20 protein-coding genes and 1 pseudogene are annotated in these 23,878 nt (G+C 71.4%); 12 read left to right on the top strand and 9 right to left on the bottom strand.

All coding sequences use genetic code 11. The features are described 5' to 3' along the window. Nucleotides 1-226: 226 nt before the first annotated feature. Entirely contained in the window at nt 227-688 is a 462-nt protein-coding gene (locus tag ACIREE_RS05310; RefSeq protein ID WP_404146494.1) for a type II toxin-antitoxin system PemK/MazF family toxin, read from the bottom strand. A 71-nt stretch (nt 689-759) separates the two neighbouring features. On the opposite strand from ACIREE_RS05310, the gene ACIREE_RS05305 reads away from it, so the two are divergent. Next, nucleotides 760-1,824: a glycosyl hydrolase family 18 protein gene (locus ACIREE_RS05305; protein ID WP_404146491.1), complete on the top strand. Its 1,065-nt coding sequence runs from the start codon at nt 760-762 to the stop codon at nt 1,822-1,824. A gap of 66 nt (nt 1,825-1,890) precedes the next feature. Then, a complete protein-coding gene (locus ACIREE_RS05300; protein WP_404146489.1) occupies nt 1,891-2,949 on the top strand; it encodes a LacI family DNA-binding transcriptional regulator in 1,059 nt (352 codons plus the stop codon). A gap of 97 nt (nt 2,950-3,046) precedes the next feature. Here the strand turns inward: ACIREE_RS05300 and trxA are convergent, their stop codons facing one another. Beyond that, the gene (gene trxA / locus ACIREE_RS05295) at nt 3,047-3,442 is read right to left on the bottom strand and encodes a thioredoxin (protein ID WP_363195219.1); all 396 of its coding nucleotides are present in this window, start codon (nt 3,440-3,442) and stop codon (nt 3,047-3,049) included. A 145-nt stretch (nt 3,443-3,587) separates the two neighbouring features. Between trxA and ACIREE_RS05290 the strand changes: the two genes are divergently transcribed. Continuing rightward, complete coding sequence (locus tag ACIREE_RS05290; protein WP_404146485.1) at nt 3,588-5,012, top strand: dihydrolipoyl dehydrogenase family protein; 1,425 nt, start codon at nt 3,588-3,590, stop codon at nt 5,010-5,012. Between the two features lie 69 nt (nt 5,013-5,081). On the opposite strand, the gene ACIREE_RS05285 is transcribed toward ACIREE_RS05290, so the two are convergent. Continuing rightward, nucleotides 5,082-5,684 (bottom strand): TetR/AcrR family transcriptional regulator, encoded by a 603-nt coding sequence (locus ACIREE_RS05285; RefSeq protein ID WP_404146482.1) that lies wholly within the window; start codon nt 5,682-5,684, stop codon nt 5,082-5,084. Between the two features lie 114 nt (nt 5,685-5,798). Between ACIREE_RS05285 and ACIREE_RS05280 the strand changes: the two genes are divergently transcribed. From ACIREE_RS05280 to ACIREE_RS05255, 6 genes are all read left to right on the top strand, one after another. Further along, nucleotides 5,799-6,608: a class I SAM-dependent methyltransferase gene (locus ACIREE_RS05280; RefSeq protein WP_404146479.1), complete on the top strand. Its 810-nt coding sequence runs from the start codon at nt 5,799-5,801 to the stop codon at nt 6,606-6,608. Nucleotides 6,609-6,756: 148 nt separating this feature from the next. After that, nucleotides 6,757-7,626 (top strand): nucleic acid/nucleotide deaminase domain-containing protein, encoded by an 870-nt coding sequence (locus ACIREE_RS05275; RefSeq protein ID WP_404146476.1) that lies wholly within the window; start codon nt 6,757-6,759, stop codon nt 7,624-7,626. Between the two features lie 37 nt (nt 7,627-7,663). After that, the gene (locus ACIREE_RS05270) at nt 7,664-9,352 is read left to right on the top strand and encodes a hypothetical protein (protein WP_404146473.1); all 1,689 of its coding nucleotides are present in this window, start codon (nt 7,664-7,666) and stop codon (nt 9,350-9,352) included. A 178-nt stretch (nt 9,353-9,530) separates the two neighbouring features. Continuing rightward, nucleotides 9,531-11,237, top strand: coding sequence for a nucleic acid/nucleotide deaminase domain-containing protein (locus ACIREE_RS05265; RefSeq protein WP_404146470.1), 1,707 nt, complete (start codon nt 9,531-9,533; stop codon nt 11,235-11,237). A 138-nt stretch (nt 11,238-11,375) separates the two neighbouring features. Beyond that, entirely contained in the window at nt 11,376-12,017 is a 642-nt protein-coding gene (locus ACIREE_RS05260; protein WP_404146467.1) for an SUKH-4 family immunity protein, read from the top strand. Nucleotides 12,018-12,148: 131 nt separating this feature from the next. Then, nucleotides 12,149-12,610, top strand: coding sequence for an SRPBCC family protein (locus tag ACIREE_RS05255; RefSeq protein ID WP_404146464.1), 462 nt, complete (start codon nt 12,149-12,151; stop codon nt 12,608-12,610). A 242-nt stretch (nt 12,611-12,852) separates the two neighbouring features. On the opposite strand, the gene ACIREE_RS05250 is transcribed toward ACIREE_RS05255, so the two are convergent. The 3 genes from ACIREE_RS05250 to ACIREE_RS05240 all read right to left on the bottom strand — a co-directional run bounded on the left by ACIREE_RS05250 (nt 12,853) and on the right by ACIREE_RS05240 (nt 17,620). Next, nucleotides 12,853-14,058, bottom strand: a complete 1,206-nt coding sequence (locus ACIREE_RS05250; protein WP_404146844.1) for a VWA-like domain-containing protein — start codon at nt 14,056-14,058, stop codon at nt 12,853-12,855. Nucleotides 14,059-14,225: 167 nt separating this feature from the next. Further along, nucleotides 14,226-15,560 (bottom strand): AAA family ATPase, encoded by a 1,335-nt coding sequence (locus ACIREE_RS05245; RefSeq protein WP_404146462.1) that lies wholly within the window; start codon nt 15,558-15,560, stop codon nt 14,226-14,228. Between the two features lie 563 nt (nt 15,561-16,123). Next, nucleotides 16,124-17,620, bottom strand: a complete 1,497-nt coding sequence (locus ACIREE_RS05240; RefSeq protein WP_404146460.1) for a hypothetical protein — start codon at nt 17,618-17,620, stop codon at nt 16,124-16,126. Nucleotides 17,621-17,832: 212 nt separating this feature from the next. Here ACIREE_RS05240 and ACIREE_RS05235 point away from each other — a divergent pair. Continuing rightward, nucleotides 17,833-18,812 (top strand): annotated as a pseudogene (locus tag ACIREE_RS05235) (IS5 family transposase). A 19-nt stretch (nt 18,813-18,831) separates the two neighbouring features. On the opposite strand, the gene ACIREE_RS05230 reads toward ACIREE_RS05235, so the two are convergent. Further along, a complete protein-coding gene (locus tag ACIREE_RS05230) occupies nt 18,832-19,509 on the bottom strand; it encodes an AIM24 family protein (protein ID WP_404146457.1) in 678 nt (225 codons plus the stop codon). A 91-nt stretch (nt 19,510-19,600) separates the two neighbouring features. After that, nucleotides 19,601-20,371, bottom strand: a complete 771-nt coding sequence (locus ACIREE_RS05225) for a hypothetical protein (protein ID WP_404146454.1) — start codon at nt 20,369-20,371, stop codon at nt 19,601-19,603. Nucleotides 20,372-20,560: 189 nt separating this feature from the next. On the opposite strand from ACIREE_RS05225, the gene ACIREE_RS05220 reads away from it, so the two are divergent. Next, nucleotides 20,561-21,148 (top strand): helix-turn-helix domain-containing protein, encoded by a 588-nt coding sequence (locus ACIREE_RS05220; RefSeq protein WP_404146452.1) that lies wholly within the window; start codon nt 20,561-20,563, stop codon nt 21,146-21,148. After that, nucleotides 21,145-22,359, top strand: a complete 1,215-nt coding sequence (locus ACIREE_RS05215) for an MFS transporter (protein ID WP_404146449.1) — start codon at nt 21,145-21,147, stop codon at nt 22,357-22,359. Before ACIREE_RS05220 ends, ACIREE_RS05215 begins: the two co-directional genes overlap by 4 nt. Nucleotides 22,360-22,424: 65 nt before the next feature. Here ACIREE_RS05215 and ACIREE_RS05210 read toward each other — a convergent pair whose 3' ends face one another. Continuing rightward, nucleotides 22,425-23,657 carry a methyltransferase gene (locus tag ACIREE_RS05210; RefSeq protein ID WP_404146446.1) on the bottom strand — a complete coding sequence of 411 codons (1,233 nt, stop codon included), beginning with the start codon at nt 23,655-23,657 and terminating at the stop codon, nt 22,425-22,427. Nucleotides 23,658-23,878: the final 221 nt, after the last annotated feature.

Raw genomic sequence — 23,878 nt, 5'->3', positions numbered from 1 at the left:
CGGCGATTCGGCCCGGTGCGGGCCGTTTCTGGCAACGCTCGATCCACCCAAGACGTTCCCGCCGGTTCGCACAAGAGTGCCCGGCGCATCCTGAGCGGGTCGGAAAACTGTTGCCCCGGCCGTCACCGATCACGCACGACGTGTTCATGAAAAGGTGACGATGCCGAGCTTTGGTCGTCCGTGCATACGGTCGGCGATGCCGAGCCCCGGACCGTCGCGCGAGGCGTCACTGCCAGCCGTAGCGCTCCCGCAGCCGCAGCACCACCAGGTTGAAGCGGCCCCGGTCCAGGGCGCACGCCTCGCGGCGCATCCCCCGCTCGTGCACGCGCAGCACCCGGTCCACGTCCACCCACGAGTCACGGCCGCTGGCGTCCCACGGACCCGAACCGAGCGGCACCCACTCCCGGTCGTTCGCGTGCCGCTTGCTGGACAGCTGCACGGCGAGCAGCGTGCCCGCGGCCTCGCGCGCGACGACGAGCACCGGCCGGTCCTTGCCACGCCCGTCGTTCTCCTCGAAGGGCACCCACGTCCAGACGATCTCGCCCGGGTCCGGGTCGCCGTCGTGCGCCGGCGCGTACTCGGTGCGCACCCGCCCCACCTGGCGCGGCTCGGCCTCCACCGTGGCCGTCGCGCCGCTGCGGCCGGGGTGCTCGTACGCGTGGTCATCCGTATCCGTAAAGGCAGTCACGCGGGTCACGTTAGAGCCTGGACGGCCCAATTCGCGCGGCGGGTGGGCCGGGCGCCGCACAGGCTCGGCACATGGCACGACGAATACACCGAAGCGCCCTGTCCGCCCTGACCGGCCTGGCCGGCCTGTCTGGCCTCGCCGTACTGCTCACGCTGATCGCCGCGGCCCCCGTCCGCTCCGCGCCGCCCCCGCGCACGGTCTCGGCCTGGCTGCCCTACTGGGGCCAGGAGGCCGCCTACCGCGACGCCCTCGCACACGCCGCGCAGATCCGCACCATCAGCCCCTTCTGGTACGAGACGAGATCGGCCACCGGCGTCGTCGGCCACCCCGGAGCCGGCGAGCAGCGCATCATCAAGGGCCTGCGTGCCAAGGGCATCCAGGTCGTCCCGACCGTCAACGAACAGATGAAGCCCGGCGCCCTGGCCGCCGTCCTGACCAGCCCCGCTCAGCGCGCGGCGCACGTAAAGGCCTTGCTCGCGGTCGTCAACAGCCGCGCCTACGACGGACTCGACCTCGACTACGAGTCGATCGCACCGACCCCGGAAGCCAAGTACCCGGCGGTACGCGCCGGTTACGCCGCCTTCGTCACCGACCTGTGCGCGCGGCTGCACGCCCTGCGCAAACAGTGCTTCGTCACCGTCACCCCCAAGACCCGTACCACCGGCCGCATTTGGGACTACCGGAAACTCGGCGCCGCCGCCGACCGGATGCGCATCATGGCGTACAACATGCACTACGCCCAAGGGGCGCCGGGACCGCTGTCGACACCGCAGTGGTACGACGAGATCCTGGCCCGCGCGACCGCCGAAGTACCGCGCGCCAAACTGGAGATGGGCCTGCCGGCGTACGGCTGGGACTGGGCCGTCGGCAGCAAGGCCCGCGCCAGGCACCTGACCTCGACGGAGGCGGAGGCGCTGCGCCGCAAGGTCAAGGCGCCCTACGCCCTCGACCCGGCCTCGCACACCCCGCACTTCACGTACAAGGACGGCGGAACACGCCGCACGGTCTGGTACCAGGACGCCCGCGGCACCGCCGCCCACCTGCCCGTTCTGCGCAAATACGGGGTGCCGCACACCGTTGTGTGGGCGCTCGGGTTCGAGCGGCCCGAGCTGTGGCCGACGCTGGCGGCCGGATAGCCGGCCCGTCGCCCGGCACGCCCGGGGCGGGCCCGCCGGGGCACGTCTGGAAAGATGCCGGGGGACATGGTGCAGATACCGAAGCAGCAACACGCCCAGCCGTCCGGATCTCCCGAGGTCGCACCTCCCAGGGCCGCCGGGACAGCCCGGGGCGCCGTGCCGACGAGCGCCGACGTCGCGCGCCTGGCCGGGGTCTCACGGGCCACGGTCAGCTACGTCCTGAACAACACCAGCGCCGTCCGGATCAGCGAACCCACCCGGCGCCGCGTCCACGAGGCCGCGAAGGAACTTGGCTACGTCCCGCACGCGGCCGCCCGCAGCCTGCGCGCCGGCCACACCCGCATCGTCCTGATGCCGACCCCCGAAGTGCCCGTGGGCCCGCTCTACAGCGGCTTCCTCAACGAGCTGCAGTGGGCGCTCAGCCGCCTCGACTACACCGTCGTGCAGTACGGCAGCGTCGGCGTCGGCGGTGACGAGGCGGCCCGCGCCTGGGCCGAACTGCGCCCGGTCGCCGTCCTGGCCCCGACCGGCATGGGCCCCGACGGCGTCGGCATCCTCCGGCGATCGGGCGCCAAGGCCGTCATCACGCTGGGCCCCGACCCCGTGGAAGGCGCGCACGCCCTGCTCATGGACCACCGCGAGGTCGGCCGCGCCGCCGGTGAACACCTCCGCGCCCGCGGACACCGGCGGATCGGCGTGGTCATGCCCCGGGAGGACGGCCTCGGCACGTTCGCGCTGCCCCGCCTCGCGGGCGTGGCGGAATCCGGGGCGGGCGTGGTGCGGCTGCCCCTCTCGTACGAGGAAGCGGACGCGGCCCGCGTCGCCGGGCAGATCCGGGAGCTGGGCCTGGCCGCCGTGTTCGCGTACAACGACGAGTACGCGATGCTGCTGATGCGCGCACTCCAGGACGCGGGCGTCGACATCCCGGGCGAGGTCGCCGTCGTCGGCGCCGACGACCTGATGCTCGGCCGCCTGCTGCGCCCCCGCCTCAGCACGGTCCGGATCGACCTGCCCTCCGGCGAGGAGCTCGCCGGACTCGTCGACCGGCTGGTGCGCGATCCGGCGGCGGAACCCGAGGTCAGGGACGTGATGGGGGCGAGCGCGGTGCCCCGCGAATCGACCTGAGAACTTTTTGACGACCTGACGACCTGAGAAGTTCTTGGGGGAGACAAGGAGAGGCGGCCGCCACACGGGCGACCGCCTCCACCCGCGACTGTCGGGCTCAGCCCTCTTCGGGCTGCTGCGCGGCCTGCGCCTGCTGCTCGGCGACCGACTTGCGGACCTCGTCCATGTCGAGCTTGCGAGCCTGTCCGATCACGTCGTCCAGAGCCTCCTGCGGCAGCGCGCCCGGCTGAGCGAACACGGCCACCTGGTCACGGACGATCATCAGCGTCGGAATCGACTGGATGCCGAACGCGGCGGCCAGCTCCGGCTGCGCCTCCGTGTCGACCTTGCCGAAGACCAGGTCCGGGTTGGCGTCGGCGGACTTCTCGTACACGGGGGCGAACTGCTTGCAGGGCCCGCACCAGGACGCCCAGAAGTCGATCAGCACGAACTCGTTCTCCGTGACCATCTGATCGAAGTTTTCCTTGGTCAGCTCCACGGTGGTGCTGCTCATGGTGTTTTCCCTCTTCCTGCTTCCTGGGTTTCGGGGGCGAAGCCGTAGGGGGCAAAGCCGCTGAACACAACGGTCCGCAGAGCGGACGTATTCCGCGCACGTACCCATGTGGCCCACCGGCACACCTACGACCACACTAGGGCTTATGACGGAACCTATTGAGTACGACGTTGTAGTGGTGGGAGCAGGGCCGGTCGGCGAGAACGTGGCGGACCGGGTACGGGCCGGCGGCCTGAGCGCCGCGATCGTGGAGAGCGAACTGGTCGGCGGTGAGTGCTCGTACTGGGCGTGCATGCCCAGCAAGGCGCTGCTGCGCCCGGTGATCGCCCGCGCGGACGCCCGCCGCGTGCCCGGCCTGCGCCAGGCCGTGCAGGGACCGCTCGACGCCGCCGCCGTGCTCGCCCACCGGGACTACTACACCTCGCACTGGAAGGACGACGGCCAGGTCGGCTGGATCGAGTCCATCGGCGCCGACCTCTACCGCGGCCACGGCCGCCTCGCCGGGCCGCGCCGGGTCACGGTCACCGCCGACGACGGGACGGTCACCACGCTCACCGCCCGGCACGCGGTCGCCGTCTGCACCGGCACCCGCGCCGCCCTGCCCGATCTGCCGGGCCTCGCCGACGCCAAGCCCTGGACCAGCCGGGAAGCCACCAGCTCCGACCACGTGCCCGGCCGCCTCGTCGTGGTCGGCGGGGGAGTCGTGGCCACCGAGATGGCCACCGCCTGGCAGGCGCTCGGCTCGCAGGTCACCGTGCTCGTACGCGGCGACGGACTGCTGAACCGGATGGAGCCGTTCGCCGGGGAACTGGTCGCGGACGCGCTGCGCGAGGCAGGCGCCGACGTGCGTACGGGCGTGTCGGTGAAGGCCGTCGAGCGACAGGGCGACACCGTCACGGTCACCCTCGGCGACGGCTCGACCCTGGAGACCGACGAGATCCTCTTCGCGACCGGCCGCGCACCGCGCACCGACGACATCGGCCTGGAGACGGTGGGCCACAAGCCCGGTTCCTGGCTGACCGTCGACGACACCCTGCGCGTCGAGGGCAGCGACTGGCTCTACGCGGTCGGCGACGCCAACCACCGCGCCCTCCTCACCCACCAGGGCAAGTACCAGGCCCGCATCGTGGGCGACGTGATCACCGCGCGGGCCGCGGGCGTCCCGATCCTGGAGACCGACCCGTGGGGCGCCCACGCGGCCACCGCCGACCACGCCGCCGTCCCCCAGGTCGTCTTCACCGACCCGGAAGCGGCGAGCGCGGGCCTGACCCTGGCCGAGGCCGAGGCGGCGGGCCTGCGGGTGCGCGCCGTCGACTACGACATGGCGAACGTGGCCGGAGCGGGCCTCTACGCCGACGGCTACACCGGCCGCGCCCGCATGATCGTCGACCTCGACCGCGAGATCCTCCTCGGCGTCACGTTCGTCGGCCCCGGCGTCGGCGAACTCATCCACTCGGCCACGGTCGCGATCGCCGGCGAGGTCCCGATCGCCCGCCTGTGGCACGCGGTGCCGTCATATCCCACGGTGAGCGAGGTGTGGCTGCGGTTGCTGGAGGCTTATCGCGGCTAAGGCAGGGGCCTCCCGAATCCGTCCGGACAGGGGGCCGGCCACCGCCGCGCCCCCGAGTCCGGACACGCTCTACGACGGGCGTCGCTGAACAGCGTCGGCGACGACCGCTGTCACGAACTTGTGGACGGCCGCCGTGGTCGGCGGTCCGGTGTCGCGGTCCGTGAACAGGAGATGCCCGCCACCGACCAGGGAGAGCGTGAGCGAGTCGATGTCGGCGTCGGTCGCGATGCGCCCCAGTCCACGCTCGTCGGCGAGATAGGCGGAGATCGCCTGCGTGGCCTGGGCGAGGATCGCGATGCCGCCTCCGGGCATGGCCTGCCGAAGGCGAGCGCGCAGCTCGTCCCGGAACGTGATCAGCGGAATGATCGCCACCGGAACCGGTCCGAACGAGACGATCAGCGCGCTGGTGAGGTTGTCCGCCACGGTGCCGGTGCCGGCGGACTCGCGCAGCGCACTCGCCTGGTGCTCAAGTTGCCCGGCCCGGTCGAGTACGAGGTCGGTCAGGAAGGCGTCGAAGTCGGTGAAGTGCCGGTGCAGGACGCCTTTGGCGCAGCCGGCCTCGTCGGTGACGGCCCGGCCGGTCAGCCCGTTCGGCCCGTCGCGCAGCAGCACGCGTTCGGCGGCGTCGAACAGCTGCTGCCGCGCATCGCGCAGGTGCACTCCAGTCGGCACTCACAGATCCTCTCGTACGTCGGCCTGCCTGCGCCCCGGCCATCAAGATGAGCGCGCGCCCACCTTACCGTTTCCGGATTGACGGAGTGGGCGCACGCCCACTAAGTTCGCTCCATGGAGAATTTGAAGCTCGGCGGAGAACTCCATCAGCAGCGGCGCGTGGCCGAATCCTATGGGGTGAACGCGGAACGCTACGACCGGACGCGACCTCGCTACCCAGATGACTTGGTGAACCGAATAGTGCGGTCGTGCCCGGGTGTTGAGCTACTGAATGTAGGCACGGGTACGGGTATCGAGGCGCGCCAATTCCAGGCCGCCGGGTGTTCGGTTCTCGGCGTGGAGCCGGATGTGCGGATGGCGGAGTTCGCGCGGGCCAAGGGAGTTGAAGTCGACGTCGCGCGATTCGAGGAATGGGAAGCGGCGGAACGTCGATTCGACGGGGTCGTCTCGGGACAGGCATGGCACTGGGTAGACCCCGTAGCGGGCGCGCTCAAGGCGGCGTCGGTGCTGCGTCCGGGGGGACAGTTCGCCGCCTTCTGGAATGTCGCCGAACCTCCGGAAGAGGTGCGCGAGGCTTTCAGGGAGGTCTATGTCGAGGTGGTGCCGGACGCGTTGGCCACGCGCGCCTACAGAATGCCGACGCCTCCACCGACAAACACCTCGCCGTTGCTCGCCAAGACCATCGAGGGGATTCGCCAGGTCGGCGGATTCGGTGAGCCCGAGCAATGGCGGTTCGAGTGGCAGCACGTGTACAGCAAGGACGAATGGCTGGATCAACTGCCCACGCAGGGGGACCACGGTCAATTCCCGCCCGAGAAACTCGACAAGGTCATGGCGGGGGTCGGTTCCGCCATCGACGCCATGGGGGGCGGCTTCGACATGAAGTACACCGCCGTCGCGGTGACCGCGACGCTGTGCGTCTAGCGGCGCTCGCCGGCGACTTGTCGCGGTCGGGCAGCCTCGTCCCGGCCGCGTACCCCGGCCTCGTCCCGGATTCGTCACAGCCCTCCGGCCCCCGCCCGGCCTGCGCATAGGGTGGAGCCGGTCAGTCCGCCCCCGTGAGAGGTCTGTAATGCCCGAGTTCCCCTCGGACCCCGCCGTCGCACAGTTCGGTCCTCAGGGGTTGCGTCGCATCAGCGTGCCCGCTTCGTACGGAACCGTGCCGGGTTCGGCCCGCGCCCACCTCGCGCAAATCGGTGTGCCGCTGCACGTCGGCCCGTACTTCATCGCGGCGGACGACACCGACGGGCCCACCCTCGGGATGTACACCGGCCACCGGGGCGTGGCCCTTGAGGGCGACTGGGCGGAGTGGGTGCGCATCGGCACCGACCGGCTGGCGAGCCTGTGTGTACGCACCGACGGCTCCGTGCAGGCCCTCTTCCTCGGCCGCGACGAAGCCCGCCTGTTCGTCAACTCGGACATCGCCGCTTTCACGCACTGCGCCGCCGCCCTGGACCGCGCCCTCCCGGTGATCGCGGCCTCCGACGGGCTCCACTCCGCCGCCGAGGCCTTCGCCGCGCTGGTCCAGGAGATCCGGCAGATCGACCCGGAGGCCGTCGCCGACCGGGAGAACTGGTGGTCGCGGGTGCTCGACGACGTCCGCCACACCCTCAACTTCCCCTTCTCGTCGGCCTTCGAGTACGTCGGCAGGGACGGCGAGAGGCAGATCGTCACCGCCCAGGCCGGCCCTGGCCGCATGCACCCCGAGGAGCAGCTGTGGCAGCAGCTCTCCTCCGCCGGAGTGGAGCCCGAGCAGGTCCGCCGCGTCTACTGCGAACTCGAACCGTGCATGATGCCGGGCCACTACTGCTCCGCCTGGCTCCAGGCGGTCCTCCCGCATGCCGAGTTCACGCACAGCTTCGACTACGGCGACACCGCGGAGTCCCGCGAGGAAGGCCTCAAGGAACTCATCACCCACGCCGCGCAGCAGGCCCGGCAGTGACACGCCGCGCGGGCGCCTCGGAGACGGAGACGGGTTCGTGACCGCCGACCCCGCCCTGCGCTGGTCCCGGCCCGCTTCCGGGCGGGACCCCGCCGCGGCCGCCCTGCTCGTCTGGCTCGGCGACCCCGGTGCCCCCGGCCTCGCCGTGGTCACCGGCTCCGAGGGCAGCGGCAAATCGCGGCTCCTCTCCTGGCTGATCGGCCACGGCACCCGGCCCGGTACCGTCGGCGAACGCCGCGTCCACGGCTTCGTACCGCTGCCCGGCCAGACCGCGACCACGGCCGCCTGGATGCTCGGCGAACAGTTGTCGATCGCCGCCTCCTCCCCGGGCGACCTGCTGGCCGCGCTCGCCGCCGACCGGCGCCGCACCGTCATCGCGCTGCCGGAACTGCACTCCGCCGACCAGCCTGGACCCCTCGTCGAACTGGCCCTGCAATTGGCCTCGTTGGAGCACGTCCGGGTACTCGTCGAGGTCCGCTCCGGCACGCAGTGGGCGCAGGCGCTCACCGCCGCACCCTGCGCCCACATGGACCTGGACGAGCCCCAGTGGACCGACGAGGTTCGCCGCGAGTCCTGGGACGCGGCCCACCCCGTCGACCAGGCCGGACTCGCGGAGCAGGGCCCGGAACCGGCGGAACCGTTCGACCTGGACGATCCCGCCTCGGTCTGCGCGGCGGACCCCTGGAGCGTGACCACCGCGTACGAACGCTCCGAGGAGGGCCATGGCGGCCTGCGCGCCGCCTGGCTGCGGGCCGGTGCCTCTCTGACCCGCGAGCAGCCGGCCGCCGAACGCGCCCTCGTCCTCCTCGCCGCACTCGGCGACGCCGGTGATCCGCGACTGCCCGCCGCCCTCGACTCCCTTGCGCAGGGAGCCTCCTGGTCCGTCGTCTGGCACCGGGTGCGCGGCGACGTCACTCCACCGTGGCCCGGCCCGGTCCGTTCCATGGCGATCGGCACCGGCCCCCTCGCCGGGCAGCTCGTCGTAGCCGACCACCAGGGCACCGTGCGCCTCCTCGACGCGGAGAGTGCCCGCTCCGCCGGACGCCTGCCGCACGCCGCGCCCGGCGTCCGTGCCACCGCCGAGTACGGCGACGGCACGGTCGGCGTCCTCGACGAGCACGGCCTCCTGCACACCCAGCGCGCCGCGGACTCCGCACAGCCCAAGGGGCTCGCCGCCCTCCTCGACGACGGCCCCTCAGCGCGGGAGCAACTCCTCGAAGCCGTAGGTGAGTACACGCAACGTCAGCAGGAGACGGCCACCGCGCTGACCGGCACCGGGGACTGCGTCGTCCTCGGCGATGCCGCCGGAACAGTGCACGTGGTGACCGTCGGCGCGGAGCCGCGAACCGCCTCTCTCCACCGAGGGCGTGTCACCGCGGTCGCGGGGACCGCCCTGCCCGTCTCCGCGGCGGGCGACACCGTTACTTTGCTGTACACGGGCGGTGCCGACGGCACCGTACGCGCATGGGCCCCGCACACCGACCCCATGTCCGAGCCGGTGGCCGCCCGCAACTGCGCCGTCAACGCGGTGGCGGTGGCGATGGCCGACACCGGGCTCGTCCTCGCGATCGCCTGGGCCGATGGCCTCGTCGAACACCGCGCCTTGGACGACGACCGGCTGCGCACCTTCCACCCCGGCAGCCAGGCCCACGCCCTTGCCTTCACGGCGGAAGGGGATCTGGTGGTGGGGACGGACGAGGCGCTCGTGCGGATGCGGATGCGGTAACGGCTGCGACGCGGTGAACGGGCACCCTCATGGCACCGGAGAGACTCCGTTTCCCCCGGGCGGACCCGGTCAATTCCGTTGCCGACACCGCCAGATAAGTCCCTTGTCGCAGAACCGTGACGCTTCCGCTTGTGTACCTGACAACCTCTCCCGTTAGCCTGGGCGAAAGATCATGTAGATGACGGGGACGGAGCACGCGGCCATGGGTCTGGTACTGCCCAGCATCATCGACGAGGCACTTGACCTCATCGGGGTCAGCTGGCCGAACGTCGACGAGGACGACTACTTCGAAATGGCGACGTCCATGCGGGACTTCGCCGAGGAGTTCGAAGGCCGCGGCGGCGACGCGGACAAGGCCGTGACCCGCATCCTCGGCTCCTCCGAGGGCTGGGCCGTCGACTCCATGCAGAAGCACTGGTCACATGTGAAGACCGGCCACCTGGACAAGATCCCCGAGGTGGCCCGGCTGTTCGCGGAAGCCTGCGACGCCGTCGGCCAGATCATCCGCGGCCTGAAGGTCAAGGCAGGCGTCGAACTCGGCATCCTCGCCGGCACCATCGTCGCCGAACTCGCCGCCGCCCCCTTCACCTTGGGTATCTCCGCCGCGGTCGCCGCCGGTGAGATCGCGCTGATGCGCACCATCGTGAAGCGGATCGTCGACGAAGCGGTCGACCAGATCGTCGACGCGCTCATGGCGAAGGTCACCGAGCCCGTCACCGCCAAACTCGCCGAGCTCGTCTCGGACATGGCCCTCGACCTCGCCGAGGGGGCCTTCAACCCCGGTGACAAGCCGGGCGGCATGAAACTGGCCTCCGCGGGCGACGACGACGGCGGCTCCGGCAGCGCGGGCAAGAGGACGGTCATCGACCACTTCGAGTTCGAGGACGGCGCAGGCAAGGTCTCCCGCCACGGCAGCGACATGGGCAGCCAGTCCGGAATCCACCTCAGCAAGTCGAAGAGCGCCTTCAGCAGGACCAAGGGCAAGGACAGTTTCTCCGAGCCGTGGGAGGGCGTGCTCGAGGGCGCCATCGACGGCATGGTGGAGGCCGCGAAGAAGGTGACCGACCACGTCACCGACACGGTCCCGGACCGGGTGAAGGCTGCCTCCCGGCACCAGAAGCGCAAGGATCACGACGTTCGCGACGAGGCCGAAAAGGTCGACGTCAAGAAGGTCAAGCGGGACGGCGGTACGCCCATGTACCTGCTCAGCGACGACGGTTCGATCCGCCAGCTGCACCCCAACGGGAAGACCACTCCTGTTGCTCACAACGACTCCTCCGGAGTGAAAGACGTACTCGGCGACAAGGCCTGGTACCCGTGGACCACTGGCGAGAAGCAGCGCAAGGACAAGCCCGCCAAGGGAACCGTCGGCTCCACGAAGGTCGCGCCCGGTTCCACCGAGCTGGCCCGCGCCAGCCAGCTCGGCCGCTTCGCCAACCGCACCGAACGCCTTGACTCCTACATCCCCGGCGGCAACTACGCCTCAGCGCTGCACGACGACGGCAAGGGCAAGAAATTCATCCTGGTCGGCGCCAGCGGCAGGGCACACTCCGAACGGTCCATCGGACACCCGCTGATCAAGAAGGGGCACGAGGGCAACGTCGGCGAGCTCTACACGGAACGTGAGCCCTGCCAGAAGAATCCCAAGTGCAACAAATATCTCGCGAGGGAATTCCCCGACCATCTCGAGGTCACCCACAGCCAGAAATACGACCAGTCCGAAAAGGGAGCGGACGGCAAGGAACTCTCCGGTCACAGGAAGGACCGGGAGCACCGTGCCTACGTCAAGTGGCTGCACGGGCAGTGGGACCAGCACGGTGTCGAGGGCGGACGCACTGATACGGTGATGAACTTCTCGCCCACCGACAACAAGTTCGTTCCGTAAGAGGACGGGCGGGTGAGACGGGCGGGATCGGATGCGCCGCAAGCGCCTCGACCCGCACCGCGGTCGGTTGTTGTGACCGCTCCCATCCACTGAAAGTCTCACGGCGCCTGTGCCGCCGCCGAGTTCGGAGTTCCGGCAGTGCTTTTCGACATCACCCGCAGCGAACTCGCCGACATCTTCGGCGAGGACCGGCTCGCGACCCTGCCCGCCACCGCCTTCCCGCCCTCCACCGCGGACACCGAGGGCGCCCGCCTCCTGCAGACCGTCGGTGTTCCCACCGGGACGCTCCTGCTGCGCGAACCCGACGAGGACTCCGGTCGGCTGCCCCTCGTCCAGGACGTCGTCGACCTCGGGGACTTCGAGGATGCCCCGGAGGGCGCGGGCGCATGGCCCGTCATCGGCTGGCTGCTCAACGCCCACCTCGCCCTCGACTCCGGTTCCGGCAAGGTGCACGCCTTCGACGCCGACGAGGAGACCGCGCAAGCACTCCACACGGACGTCTCCTCCCTCGTCCAGGTCACCGTCCGGTTCCAGCGCCTGCTTGAGGAGTTCACCTTCAGCGAGGGCGGTGACGGCGGCGACGATGGTGACGACAGTGATGAGGAAGCCGACTTCGAGCGCCTGGAGAGCGAGGTCGAGCGTGTCCGTCAGGAGACGAGCGGCGTCGACCCGCTCCCCTTCCAGGACGACGAGACCGTCTGGTGGGTCGTCGGCGAGGAGATCGCCGCGGGCCAGCGCTTCACGGGCGACAGCCCGGGAGCCCGCTCGCTCTACGGGTGACCTGAGCCGGTGGCGGTGCACCGGTCGCGATCGGCGCACCGCCGGCCACCCCCGTCCGGACCCGTCTAGGTGTCCCACGAGGGTGGCCGGGGTGAAGCTGGGGTCGCAACCTCCCGAGGAGCGTGATCGACGTGGCCCGCAACCGCCGCCTCATCCTGAGCCCGCCGTCCGCGGTCTGGGCACTGCTGGCAGACGGCCATCGCTTCGGGGAATGGGTGACGGGAACGCAGCAGATTCTGGCCGCGGACCCGGAGTGGCCGCAGGTCGGTGCCGCGCTCAAGGTGCGGGTCGGACTCGGCCCGCTCACCCTCGACGACACCAGCGTCGTGCGGATCTGCGAACCGGAGCACCGCCTGGAGCTGGAGGCGAAGGCGGACCCCTTCGGCGCGGCCCGCATCGCCATGAACCTGATCCCCTGGGCCGAGCACACCCTCTTCGTTCTGGACTGGCATCCCCTCCGTGGCCCGGGCACCCGCATGCACGGGCTCCCCGTGGAGTACCTGGTCAAGATCCGCAACGGCATGATGCTGACGAAACTGGCCCGGATCGCGGTACGAGAGGGCGAGCGGGCCGGTGACGCCCAGTACAGCTAGGGCCCTAGGGCCCTTCTGACGGATCTCCGCGGCGTCACGACGCCCGGCACGCCCCCTCACCGCACGGCGCAAAGGGACAGGTGGCTCCGCCACATGACTTTTCACACCGCACGCCGAGGGCACGCTTCCCCAAGCTCTCAACTCCGTTCGAGCAGGGGAGACCCCACTACGCCGCTCCTTCTCCCACGGAGATCCGTCAGAAGGGCCCTAGGCGCAGCCGCCGAGGACCGTCGCGCCCCTGGTCAGTTGATGGTGACGACACGCGCCCAGGGCGGCGGGGTGTCCGGGACATAGTCGGGGTTGTTCTCGTTCACGGATCGGGTGGGGCGCGGGAAGAGACCGACGACGGTGCGGCAGGGCGGCTGCGCGGAGGGCCACGGCGTCTGGCCGTCCGTCAGGGCGACGATCACGTCCGGGCGGGGCCGGGAGCGCAGCGCGCGGGCGAAACCGGCGCGCAGATCCGTTCCGCCGCCGCCGACCAGTTCGATGTTCTCCGCACGGCAGATCGGGACGGCGATCCCGGCCGCCGCGTCGCAGGAGATCACCGAGACCAGGTCGCGCCGCCCGCCCACCGCTCGCGAGATCGCCGCGACCTCGAGTAGGGCGCTGCCCAGTTCGGCGTCGCTCACCGACCCGGAGGTGTCGATCACGACGCTGACCCGGGGCGGCGTGCGGCGCAGGCTCGGCAGCAGCACCCCGGGGACGCTCGCCGAACGCCGGGACGGACGCCGGTAGCTGTGGTTCTCGCCCACCCCCGGCGCACCCGCGGCCGTGCGGACCGCCGCCCCCAGCAACTGCCTCCAGGGCTGCGGCGGTTGGAACGCCGTGTCCGCCCACCGGCGCCACCCCTCCGGCGCGTCGCCCGGCCGGCCCTTGATCCCTTCCGCGACCCGGAAGCGGACCGCGTCACGCTGGTGCCTGCTCAGTCCGTGGGCTCCGTCAGGACCCAGTTCCCAGGGCCGGTCCTGCCCGTCGGCGGCACTGCCGCAGTCGAGCCACGCCAGGTCCACGGTGAGGTCGGTCATCGAGGCGGTCCGCAGGTATTCCTCCATCAGCAGTCCGTCGTCCAGCCGCAGCAGGGACGGCAGTACCGCGCCGGCGGGCAGCGGCAGCCCGTCGCCGTAGATGTCGTCGTTGATCTCGAAGTCGGCGGCGATGTTCCGGCGCAGCCGCGCGCCGGCTCCCTGCTCCTCGTGCTCGCGCGCGTACCGCTCGCCCCGTCCGTGATGGTCCCGGAGCAGGTGGGAGACCTCGTGCACCCAGACGCCCGCCAGATCCTCCACGGGGGTACGCGCCACGAAGCCGGGGGAGACGTAGCACCGCCAGTGCGCGTCCACCGCCATCGTCGGCACCGTCCTGTCCTCCACCACGTGCAGGGCGAAGAGCGCGGCGGCCAGATACGGCCGGACCTTCACCGCGTGCAACCGGGCGGCCAGCAACTTCTCGATGTCCAGAGGGAGTTCGGACCGGTCGGCCGAGTCGGCGGAGCCGGGCGGTGGCGTAGGCGTGGGCCTGGGTACGGTGGCCCGCGCCGGGCGGGGCGGGGCGGGCCGGGGCACCGGGCGCGGGTGCGGGTGCGGGTGAGGGTGTGCCGGTGGGTGCTTTTCGGTGCTGGTCATCGGCCGGCCCGCATCGTACGCGTCGCGCGTTCGGCGCCGGCTGCCGTGGCTCGTCCCACGGACCGGTCGGCCCGGCGCGAGAGACCGACCACCTCGGCCAGCCGCTCCACCGCCTCCGGCACCTCCCAGTCGTCACGCCGCAGCGCGGCCAGCGCCGTCGCCGGGGCGACCAGCAGGTCAGGGGCGCCGGTCTGCAGAGCCCTGACCAGTACGGCCCAGCCCGCATCCCACCGATCCCGCTCCGGCCGCGCACCGACGGCGGCGACCACAGCCTCCAGCGCCGCCTGACGCAGATCGCCGCGCTCCGGCAGTTCGGCGGCGGCCGGATCGGCCAGCAGCGACTCCGGGTCCGGCAGATCCATCCGGTCCAGATGGGCGAGGAGCTCGTGCCCCGGCCCGTCCCCCACCGCGCCCCGAACCAGCAGCGCCAGCACGTCACGTGAGACATCGGCCGCCGTGCCGAAGGCCAGCAGAGTCATGGCGGCCTCCCAGCTACGAGGCGAGGGCCAGGCGCCGCCGCGCCGCGACTCGGTGCTCGGCAGCCGGTGGATCAGCGTCGGCCGGGCCTTCAGGAAGCCGCAGACCGCGCGGCGGGCGAAAGCCACGGCGTCCGTCATCCGCTCCGGCCGCAACCGGGGCAGTTCGGCGCGGGGCCAGACCCCGCCGAGCCCGCGCACCACCACCTCCCGGTCGTGCACCCAGTGCAGGTGCACGAACCGGTTGGCCAGCGGCGGACTCAGCTCCCAGCCGTCCGCCGCCGACGCGCGCGGATTTGCGGCGGCCACGATCCGTACGCCCGGGGGCAACTGCAGGGCGCCGACCCGCCGCTCCAGTACGACCCGGAGCAGTGCGGCCTGGACCGCGGGGGTGGCGGTGGAGAGTTCGTCCAGAAAGAGCAGGCCCCGCCCAGCCCGTACGAGTTCGACCGCCCACTGCGGCGGCGCCATCGGCACCCCCTGCACCGCCGGGTCGTCACCCACGATGGGCAGCCCGGAAAAGTCCGACGGCTCATGGACGCTGGCGATCACGGTGGTCAGAGGCAACCCGAGCGACACGGCGAGTTGCGTCAGAGCCGCCGTCTTCCCGATCCCCGGTTCTCCCCACAACAGCACGGGCAGATCGGCGGCAACGGCGAGGGTGAGCGCTTCGAGTTGTTCGTCGGGGCGCGATTCGGTGGTGGTGGCGCGTAGTAGGGCCAGGAGGCCTTCGGCGACGGCGAGTTGGGGTCCTGAGCCGGCTTCGTTGTCGGGGGTGAGGGTGGAAGGGGCGAGGGCGGAGGTGGGTGCACCGATGGAGATCGGGGCGGTGGGCCGGAGGGTGCTGGAGGTCATGGGCATCACCTGTGAGGAGAGGGGAGGAGGGGACAGGAGGAGGGAGGGGCGGAGGTTGGGTCGGTGCCGGGCTGGGGGGGGCGGGGGAGGAGGTGTGCAGTGCTGCGGTGAGGGACAGGGCTACATGTCGATGTGTCGGCATGTCGGTTGGTCTCCGGACCGGCGAGGGCGGCGAATCTACGGTCGCTGGGTCGCTGGGTCGCTGGGTCGCTGGGTCGCTGGGTCGCCGGGTCGCCGGGTCGTACGGTCAAGCGGGTCAAGCGGGTCAAGCGGGTCATCCGGGCCGTCCGGGTTCGCCGGGTCGTATGGTTCGGCCGGGTTCGCCGTGTCGACCAGGTCGACCGGGGATCGCCGGGTCGACCGGGGATCGCCGGGTCGTACGGTTCACCGGGTTCACCGGGTTCACCGGGTTCACCGGGTTCACCGGGTTCACCGGGTTCGCCGAACAGCGGCACAGCCGGCCCGCGCATCCGCTGGTGATCCGGGCTGATGTGCGCCTGGTACGGCGGGCACCGAGATCGCACGGCGCGGGCGTCGTCAAAGCGCCCGGCGGGGCCCGCCCATCAGCCGTTCAGGCCGATTCGGGGTCGGCCCCGGCTGCGGTGTTTGAGGCGGATCGCCTGAGGCGTATGGCGTTCGAGCCGGGGTCGGTGCCCCGCGCCCGAGGCGTTCCCGCCTCCTGTCGCACCGGCGGCGGGGTGCACGGCGACCAGTCCCGCGCGGAACAACCCGTGGTCGACGCGGCGGGCCGCGGCCGAGTCCAGGGCGTCCCGGAGCGGGCCGTCGCGCAGGATCGCGCCGCGGCCGAGCAGCCCTTCGACGACGGCCAGCGCCCCGGCGACATCACCGTGGCCGAGCCGCTCCCGTACGGCGGGCAGTGCCTCCGGGTCGCGGTGCACCGCGTCGATCGCCCGCAGGCAGGGCAGGGCCGGCCCGCCGAGCGCCACCAGCAATTCTTCCCGGCGCAGTTGCGCCGGGTCGTGGTCGATCGCGGTCAGCACCTGATTCCGTAGCGCGATCCGGTGGATCTCACCCCGGCACTCCACGCGGTGCGGGTCACCCGGCTCGGAGACGCGCCCGGCCGACGGCCAGGTATCGGGCAACGGCCAGGTAGCGGGTGACGGCCCGGTATGGGGCAACGGCCCGGTACCGGACGGCGCCAGCGCGGCGGCGACGAGCGGATGCAATCGGTCCTCCGAGACTAGGCCGGCCCGCAGCAGTTCCAGATCGGGAAGGAGCCGGGCCGCCGCCTCCGGCAGTACGGGAAGGGCCGCGACCTGCTGGGGAGGCAGCGCCGCCGGTAGCGGCCGGAACGTAGGGACATGACTGTCGTCGGGGGCGACGAGTTCGAACGCGGCGCGGTTCCGCGCACCGAGCCGCACAGTGAAAGCCCCGCGAGGCAGACCTTCGGCCCGCAACAGCAACTCCGCCTCCGTGGCCCAACTCCCCACCGCCCACGGGGAATCGAGTACGCCGGGTCGATCGGGCGACTCCGGCGGAACGGACCTGCGTGCCAGTTCGCCACTGCGCTCGGAGTCCCAGAGATGGCGGTGCAGGTCGAGCCGGAAACGCCGGTCGGGATGCGGATGCGGATGCGGAGGGGTACGCGGGTGCGGATGCCGCGTGGGAGCGCCGTCCCCGGACCCCTCCCACAAGGTCAGCGACAACCGCTGTCCGGCGTCGGCCCAGGCCGGCGGGGTCCGCACCACGAGCTGGGGTGGCGCGGCGCCGGGAGTGGCGTACCGGGCGAGGGACACGGTGAGGCCGGGACGGAGCCGCCCGTCGGGGGCGATCCGGGGCAGGTGCCAGCGCAGCAGATCCGGCGCCAGCCGGCGCAGATCCGCACGGAGGCGGTGGGCGAGATCGGTGCCGTGGCGGTCGCGCACGGCGCGCAGATCGAGATCGACGTCGACGCGGGCGGCGGCGCATGCCCCCGCCCAGTCACCGGCCGCACGTCGCGCGGTCGCGGTCTCGATCATGGACGGAGGCACGGCGTACTCGCGTACGCGCTGCCACATCAACAGGTGGGCCGGAATCCCGTTCGCGAAGTGATGTGCCATCAGCACTCACCTTGCGCGGACGATTCCCCCATTCCAGAAAAGGAGAAGTTCTTCATCTCCGGCATCGTAACCATGCCGCGCGCGATCTGTCAGTCCCTTTGTGATCACCCTGCGCGGAGGTCCGTCAGAAGGGTCCTAGGGCCTGTGTGAGGTTGTGATCAGTTGCGGGGTTCTGCCCTCACCATGGAGTGGGGCCCGGTAGGACATTGACTGTGACGCGTAGGCAACTCACGGACGAGCAGTGGCAGTTCATCGAGACCTACCTGCCGATCGGCAGGTTCGGCCCGTACCCCGAACGACTGCGGGACCAGTTCGAGGGAGTGATCTGGCGGTTCCGGTCCAGCGGCCAGTGGCGAGAGATGCCTGCGGAGTTCGGGCCCTGGGCCACCGTATACGGGCGCTTTCGGGTCTGGCGGGATGCCGGCGTCTTCCATGCCTTGCTGGAGGGCGTGATCGCCGAGGCTGCGCGGCAGGGTGAATCCGACTTATCGCTGGTCAGCGTGGATTCCACCACGGCCCGCGCCCACCATGACGCCGCGGGCATGCGTGTCGACAAGGACCTCATGGAGGCTCTGGAAGAAGCTGCGAGCGTGCAGGAGAAGGCCCGGCAAAAAGGGGCGGATCGCAGGAACAGAACGGACAGGCCGAGCGGCGGCGCGTCCGACGACGACGCAAACTCCGCCTGAAAGAAGCTCTGCTTGGCCGGTCCCGGGGCGGGCTGACCAGCAAGGTTCATCTCGCCGCGGACCGCAAGTGCCGTCCGCTCGCGTTCGTCCTGACCGCCGGGCAGGCCGCGGACAGCCCGCAGTTCATTCCGGTGCTCAAGAAGGTGCGGATACGTCTGCCGGTTGGCCGTCCCCGCACCAGGCCCGGCGCGGTCGCCGCGGACAAGGCCTACTCGTCTCGCGGCAATCGCTCCTACCTGCACAAACGCGGTATCACGGCAGTCATCCCGGAGAAGAAGGACCAAGCAGCCAACCGGAAGAAGAAGGGCGCACGAGGCGGTCGGCCCATCAGTCATGACACCGATATCTACAAACAACGGAACACCGTCGAGCGCCTGATCAACAAGCTCAAGGCCTGGCGCGGCATCGCCACCCGCTACGACAAGACACCCGAAAGCTACCTCGCCGGACTCCATCTCCGCGCCTCAATGATCTGGATCGACGACCTCCTGCAAGCCGCCCACTGATCACAACCGCACACAGGCCTTAGTGCTGCTGCGGCTTCTGCGGTGTCACCTCGCTCGGTCGGACGACCACGAAGCCCTCGCCCTCCAGCATCAACTGGACCGCCTCGCCGGAACCGCCGCGGATCATCGAGCCGATGGACTGCGAACGGTGCAGCGACGTACGGAGGTTGGCGCTCCAGCCGACCACCGCGTCCGTGTCCACGTACACCGGCTGCTGCGGGGAGACCGGCAGTACGAGCGGGTTGCCCTCGCAGACCAGGCCCAGCTTGCCGTGCCCGGTGAAGACGCTGTTGAACAGGCCGCCACCCGAGATGCCCGCGCCCTTCACCGTCTTGATCTCGTACGACAGCGTGGCGTCGAAGCACAGCACGTTGCGGCCGTTGACCGTGAACACGTCGCCGGGCTCGATGTCGACCACGAAGACGTTCTGCGCCTCCTGTGCGAACCAGGCCTCGCCCTGCCCGTGCACCTTCATCAGGGCCAGGCCCTCGCCGGTGACGGCCCGCTTCAGCATGCCGCCGACGCCCTGGCCCTTGCGCTCGAAATGCAGATTTCCCCGGTAGGCGATCATCGCCCCCTGTCGCGCCAGCATCTCGCCGTTGACCACGTATCGGATCGACTTGGGGTTCTGGACGGTCATGCCCGGCGCGACAGCGGCCTGCACCATGTACTCACTTGCGAAAAGATCACCCTTCATGGGGGCATGGTCACCCGGACGAATCCATTCCGACAAGCACGGGGAGGCCTCGTTACGGCCGACCCCGATGCCCGCGCTCCCACTGCCCGGCCTACTGCCCCGCGTACTGGTCGCCGGTGACCGTCACCTGACGCCCGGCACCCGTCTCCGTCGACGTGCTGCTCAGGCAGCTGCCGGACGCCGGATCGGTGACCGCGGGCAGGCCGCCCGTGTACGTGACGCCGCCCTCGGTGCCGCTCGGCTTCCCGTATGTCACCGTGACCCGCTGCGCGCACCCGGCTGTCTGGTACGGCTCGACGAACCCGGCGTCCGCCGCCTTGAAGCGGCCCGACGCGACGGGCAGCCGGAAGCCGCCGATGTGGGCGACGGTGGCGCCGGTCGCCGTGTTCACCACGTCGCCGGTCATCAGCTGCGTGGTGCCGTCGTCACTCGCCCGCCGCAGCACGAGGCTGTACATCGTGCCCTTGGTGTAGTCGAAGCGGACCGCGCAACTGACGCCCGCGCCGCCGTCCGCGCCGTACTGGCAGTTGCTGTCGGTGGTCGTGGCGTCCGCGTTGAACGAGCTGAAGACCGCCTGGAGTTGGGACTTGCCGTTGCTGCCGACGGGCTTGGGCTGAAAGCCCGCGTAGGGGCGGGTGCCGCTCTCCAGGGTCGTGTAGTACGCGAAGTAGATGCCGGACGCGTCGGGTGCCGCCCCGAACGACATCGGCAGGGTCAGCTGCGTGACCGGCGTCGGCGCCCCGGTCGTCCAGCGGACGGTGGGCGTCGAGGCCCAACTCTGGCCGCTCGCCGCCAGGGTGAGCAGCGCGGTGGCGCCGAGAGTGGTGAGGACGCGGCGGAGTCGTGTGGAGGGAAGTCTCATGAGCGGCAGGATGTAAGCGTTTGCTATCAACTCGCAAGAGGGGAAGCAGAGTTACTGCTTATTACTATGGTCGGCGCCTTAGGGAGACAGGTAATCGCTTGCCCCGCGCTGAGCGCCGGCCCCCTGTCTGCGAAGAAATGTTCGGGAACGAGCCTTCCCGAAGAAGTCTTCTGGATTTATGGTCGGCGCATGGTCGACACACCAGATCCCCGACTCCCCACGTCGCCAGACGAGATCGCGCTCGACACCGCCGCCCTGCGCGTTCTCGCCCACCCGATGCGGCTCGCGCTGCTGAACCGGCTGCGGCAGCAAGGGCCCGCCACCGCACGGCAGTTGGCTCGGCACTTCGATCTGGACTCCGGCGCCGCGAGCTATCACCTACGGCGCCTCGCGTCGGGCGGGCTCATCGAAGAGGACACCGAGCGGGGAAACCGGCGCGACCGCTGGTGGCGGGCCCTGCACCGCGGCTCACAGCACGATCCGGCGGAGCGTGGCGGACCCGAGGGCCGCGCGTACACCCAGGCCGTCGCCCTCGCCGCCGCGGAGACGCTGCGCCGGGCCGCCGCGCAGACGGTGCCCGGCATGTCCGACGAGTGGTTCGCGGTATCGGCCTTCACTGATGTCGCCGTGCACGTCACGCCCGAGGAACTCGCCGCACTCAAAGGCGAGTTGTATGCCGCCATCACGCGCTACCGGGACAAGGAGCCCGCGCCGGGCGCGGCGGCGGCCACCGTGCAGTTCCAGGCGTTCCCCGCGGACCCGCCCGTCGAACCGTGACCGTGACGACGAGGCTCCCTGCCGCCCACCGTGACCCCAACGTGCTGCGCTGGCTCGGCGCCTACACCACGTCCGTCACCGGCGACGTCGTCTACTTCACGGCGCTGACCTGGGCCGTCGCCGAGGCCGCGGGCCCGGCGCGGGCCGGCTTCGTGCTCGCCGCGGGAGCCGTGCCACGGGCCGTCCTGATGCTCGGCGGCGGTGTGCTCGCCGACCGGTTCGGGCCGCGCCGGGTGCTCATCGGCAGCGATCTCGTGCGTTGCCTGACGATCCTGGCCGCGGCCGCGCTGACGTACACGCGCGGCATCGAACTCGGCGTGCTGTGCGTGCTCGCGGTGTGCTTCGGCATCGCCGACGCACTGTTCCTGCCGGCCGTGGGCGCGCTGCCGACGCGCCTGACCGGGCCGGAACAGCTCACACGGGTACAGGGCATGCGGTCCCTCGCGGTGCGGTTCGCCAACACCGCGGGGCCGTTCGCCGCCGCGGCGGCCCTGACGGCGGGCGGCGCGGCGGGCGCGTTCGCCGGGGTCGGCGCGCTGTTCGGCGCCTCGCTCGTACTGCTCGTCGCACTACGGGTGCCGGGCGGTGCGGAGCGGCGCGCCGAGAGCTCCGGATGGGCCCAACTCCGGGACGGGCTGCGGTACTTGCGCGGAAGGCCTCGGCTCGTCCGCCTTGTCGTCGTCATCGGGCTCGGCGAGATGTGCTTCAGCGGCCCGGTCGGCACCGCCCTCGTCCTGCTCGCCGGGGAGCGCGGCTGGAGCCCCGGCACGTTGTCGCTGCTCCTCGGTGCGTTCAGCGTCTCGGGTGCCGCCGTGGGGGTCGCGCTCACCGTCGTACGCGGTGTGCCGGTGCCCGGCGCCGTGCTCACCGGCTGTCTGTTCGCCACCGCCGCCCTGGTCACCGCCCTCGGCCTGACCTGGCCGGGGCCCGGCGCCGCCGTGGCGCTGTGCGCGCTGCTCGGCGCGGCGAGCGGCATCCCGATGATCCTCGGGTCCGCCCTGCTCCAGCGGTGGACCGCACCCGCCTACGTCGGCCGGGTCAGTTCCGTCACCTCGCTGTGCACGCTGGGCCTCGGCCCGTTCCTGTACCCGGTCGTCGGCCTCGTCGCCGCGGCCTGGGGGGCCGGGGTGTTCTTCGCGGGGTGCGGCGCCGTGTGCCTGTCCGCGGCCGTGCTCGCCGCGTCACCCGTGCTGCGCGCCACGCCCGGGTGACCGGCCGTGCTGCGCGGCCACGCGTCCGTGATCACCGGGGCGTGGCGCGCAGCACGCCTTTGTGATCACCGGCGCCGCGCGCCCCGCGCCCGTGAGCCGTCCTGTCGCACAGCCTTCAGGATCACGAACTTCGGGTCGCTGGCGACGAGTTCACTGTTGCCGAAGAGGCGGCGCAGCTTCAGGTGGTAGCCGAGGTGCCGGTTGCCGACGACCCACAGTTCGCCGCCGGGCCGCAGCGCGGCGTGTGCCTGCGAGAACATCCGCCAGGCCGTCGCGTCCGTCGTCGCCTGGTGCGTATGGAAGGGCGGATTATTGAGAACCAGGTCGACGCTCGCGTCCGGCACACCCGCCAGGCCGTCGCCGACCCGGAAGTCGGCCTTGCCGGGCCGGTCGCCGCGGTTCTCCGCGTACGTCGCCTCGGCCGAGGCCACCGCCTGGTGCGACTCGTCGGTGAACAGGATCTCCGCGTCCGGGTCCGTGAGTGCGGCGCTCGTCCCCACGACCCCGTTGCCGCAGCCCAGGTCGACGATCCGGGCGGCCCCCGAGGCCCGCGGCAGGTGCTGCAGGAAGAATCGCGTGCCGATGTCGAGGCGTTCGGCGCAGAACACGCCGGCGTGATTGACCACCGTCCGACCTGCCAACACGCCGATGTCATCGGGCAGTCGGTAGCTGTGCGGCCACGGATTGCGGCCGGGGGAGAGGGACAGGTCCGGCGTGCTGAAGACGAGCCGTGCCTTCTTCTCGGCGAGCGAGGTACGCGTCGGGCCGATGATCCGATCGAACAGGTTCAGCGTCGAGGTGTGGATCTCCTTGACCATGCCGGTGCCGATGACCACGGTGCCCTCGTGCAGGGCGGGCCGCAGCCGGTGCAGCTGGTCCTCCAGCAGGGCGAGACTCTTCGGCACCCGGACCAGCAGGACATCGATCCGGTCCGGCGGGGTGTCCTGCGTGGTGAGCAGCCGGGCCCCGGTGGCCCCGGCGCCCGAGGGGGTGTCCCTGCGCGCGAGATTCTCCTCCGTCGCCCGCTGCCCGACGTACGAGTCCGAGATCAGCGTCGGCGAGCAGCCTTCGGCGCCGGTCAGCGCCGCGCCCAGGGCGCCCCACCGATCGCCGACCACCACGACGGCGCCGGACAGGCCGGTGCCGCTCTCGGCGAGGTGCTTGAGCAGATACGTGTCCGCGGCATCCCAGGCGCGCAGCTCATCGCGAGGGTCCGCCGGGAAACGGGTGAGGTCGACGTCTCCCCACGGTGTGGTCAGACGGGGGGCGGCCGGGGCGGGCTGATCAGTGCGGTTCATCGTCCGACCAGGCTAACCGAGCGCCGGCTCACAGCCGTGCGGCCGGAGCTCACAGCCGTGCGGCCGGAGCTCACAGCCGTGCGGCCGGAGCTCACAGCCGTGTGGCCGGAGCTCACAGCGGTGCGGCCGGAGCTCACAGCCGTGGGGGGGGGGGGGGGGGCGCGCCCCCCCCCCCCCCCGCCCGCCCCCCCCCCCCCGCCCCCCCCCCCCCCCCCCCCGCG

Origin of the sequence: Streptomyces sp. NPDC102467 (genome assembly GCF_044765445.1) — a bacterium.
Classification (GTDB): domain Bacteria; phylum Actinomycetota; class Actinomycetes; order Streptomycetales; family Streptomycetaceae; genus Streptomyces.
Note: the sequence above shows the minus strand (reverse complement) of the source record. Positions and strands in the feature narration are given on the sequence as shown.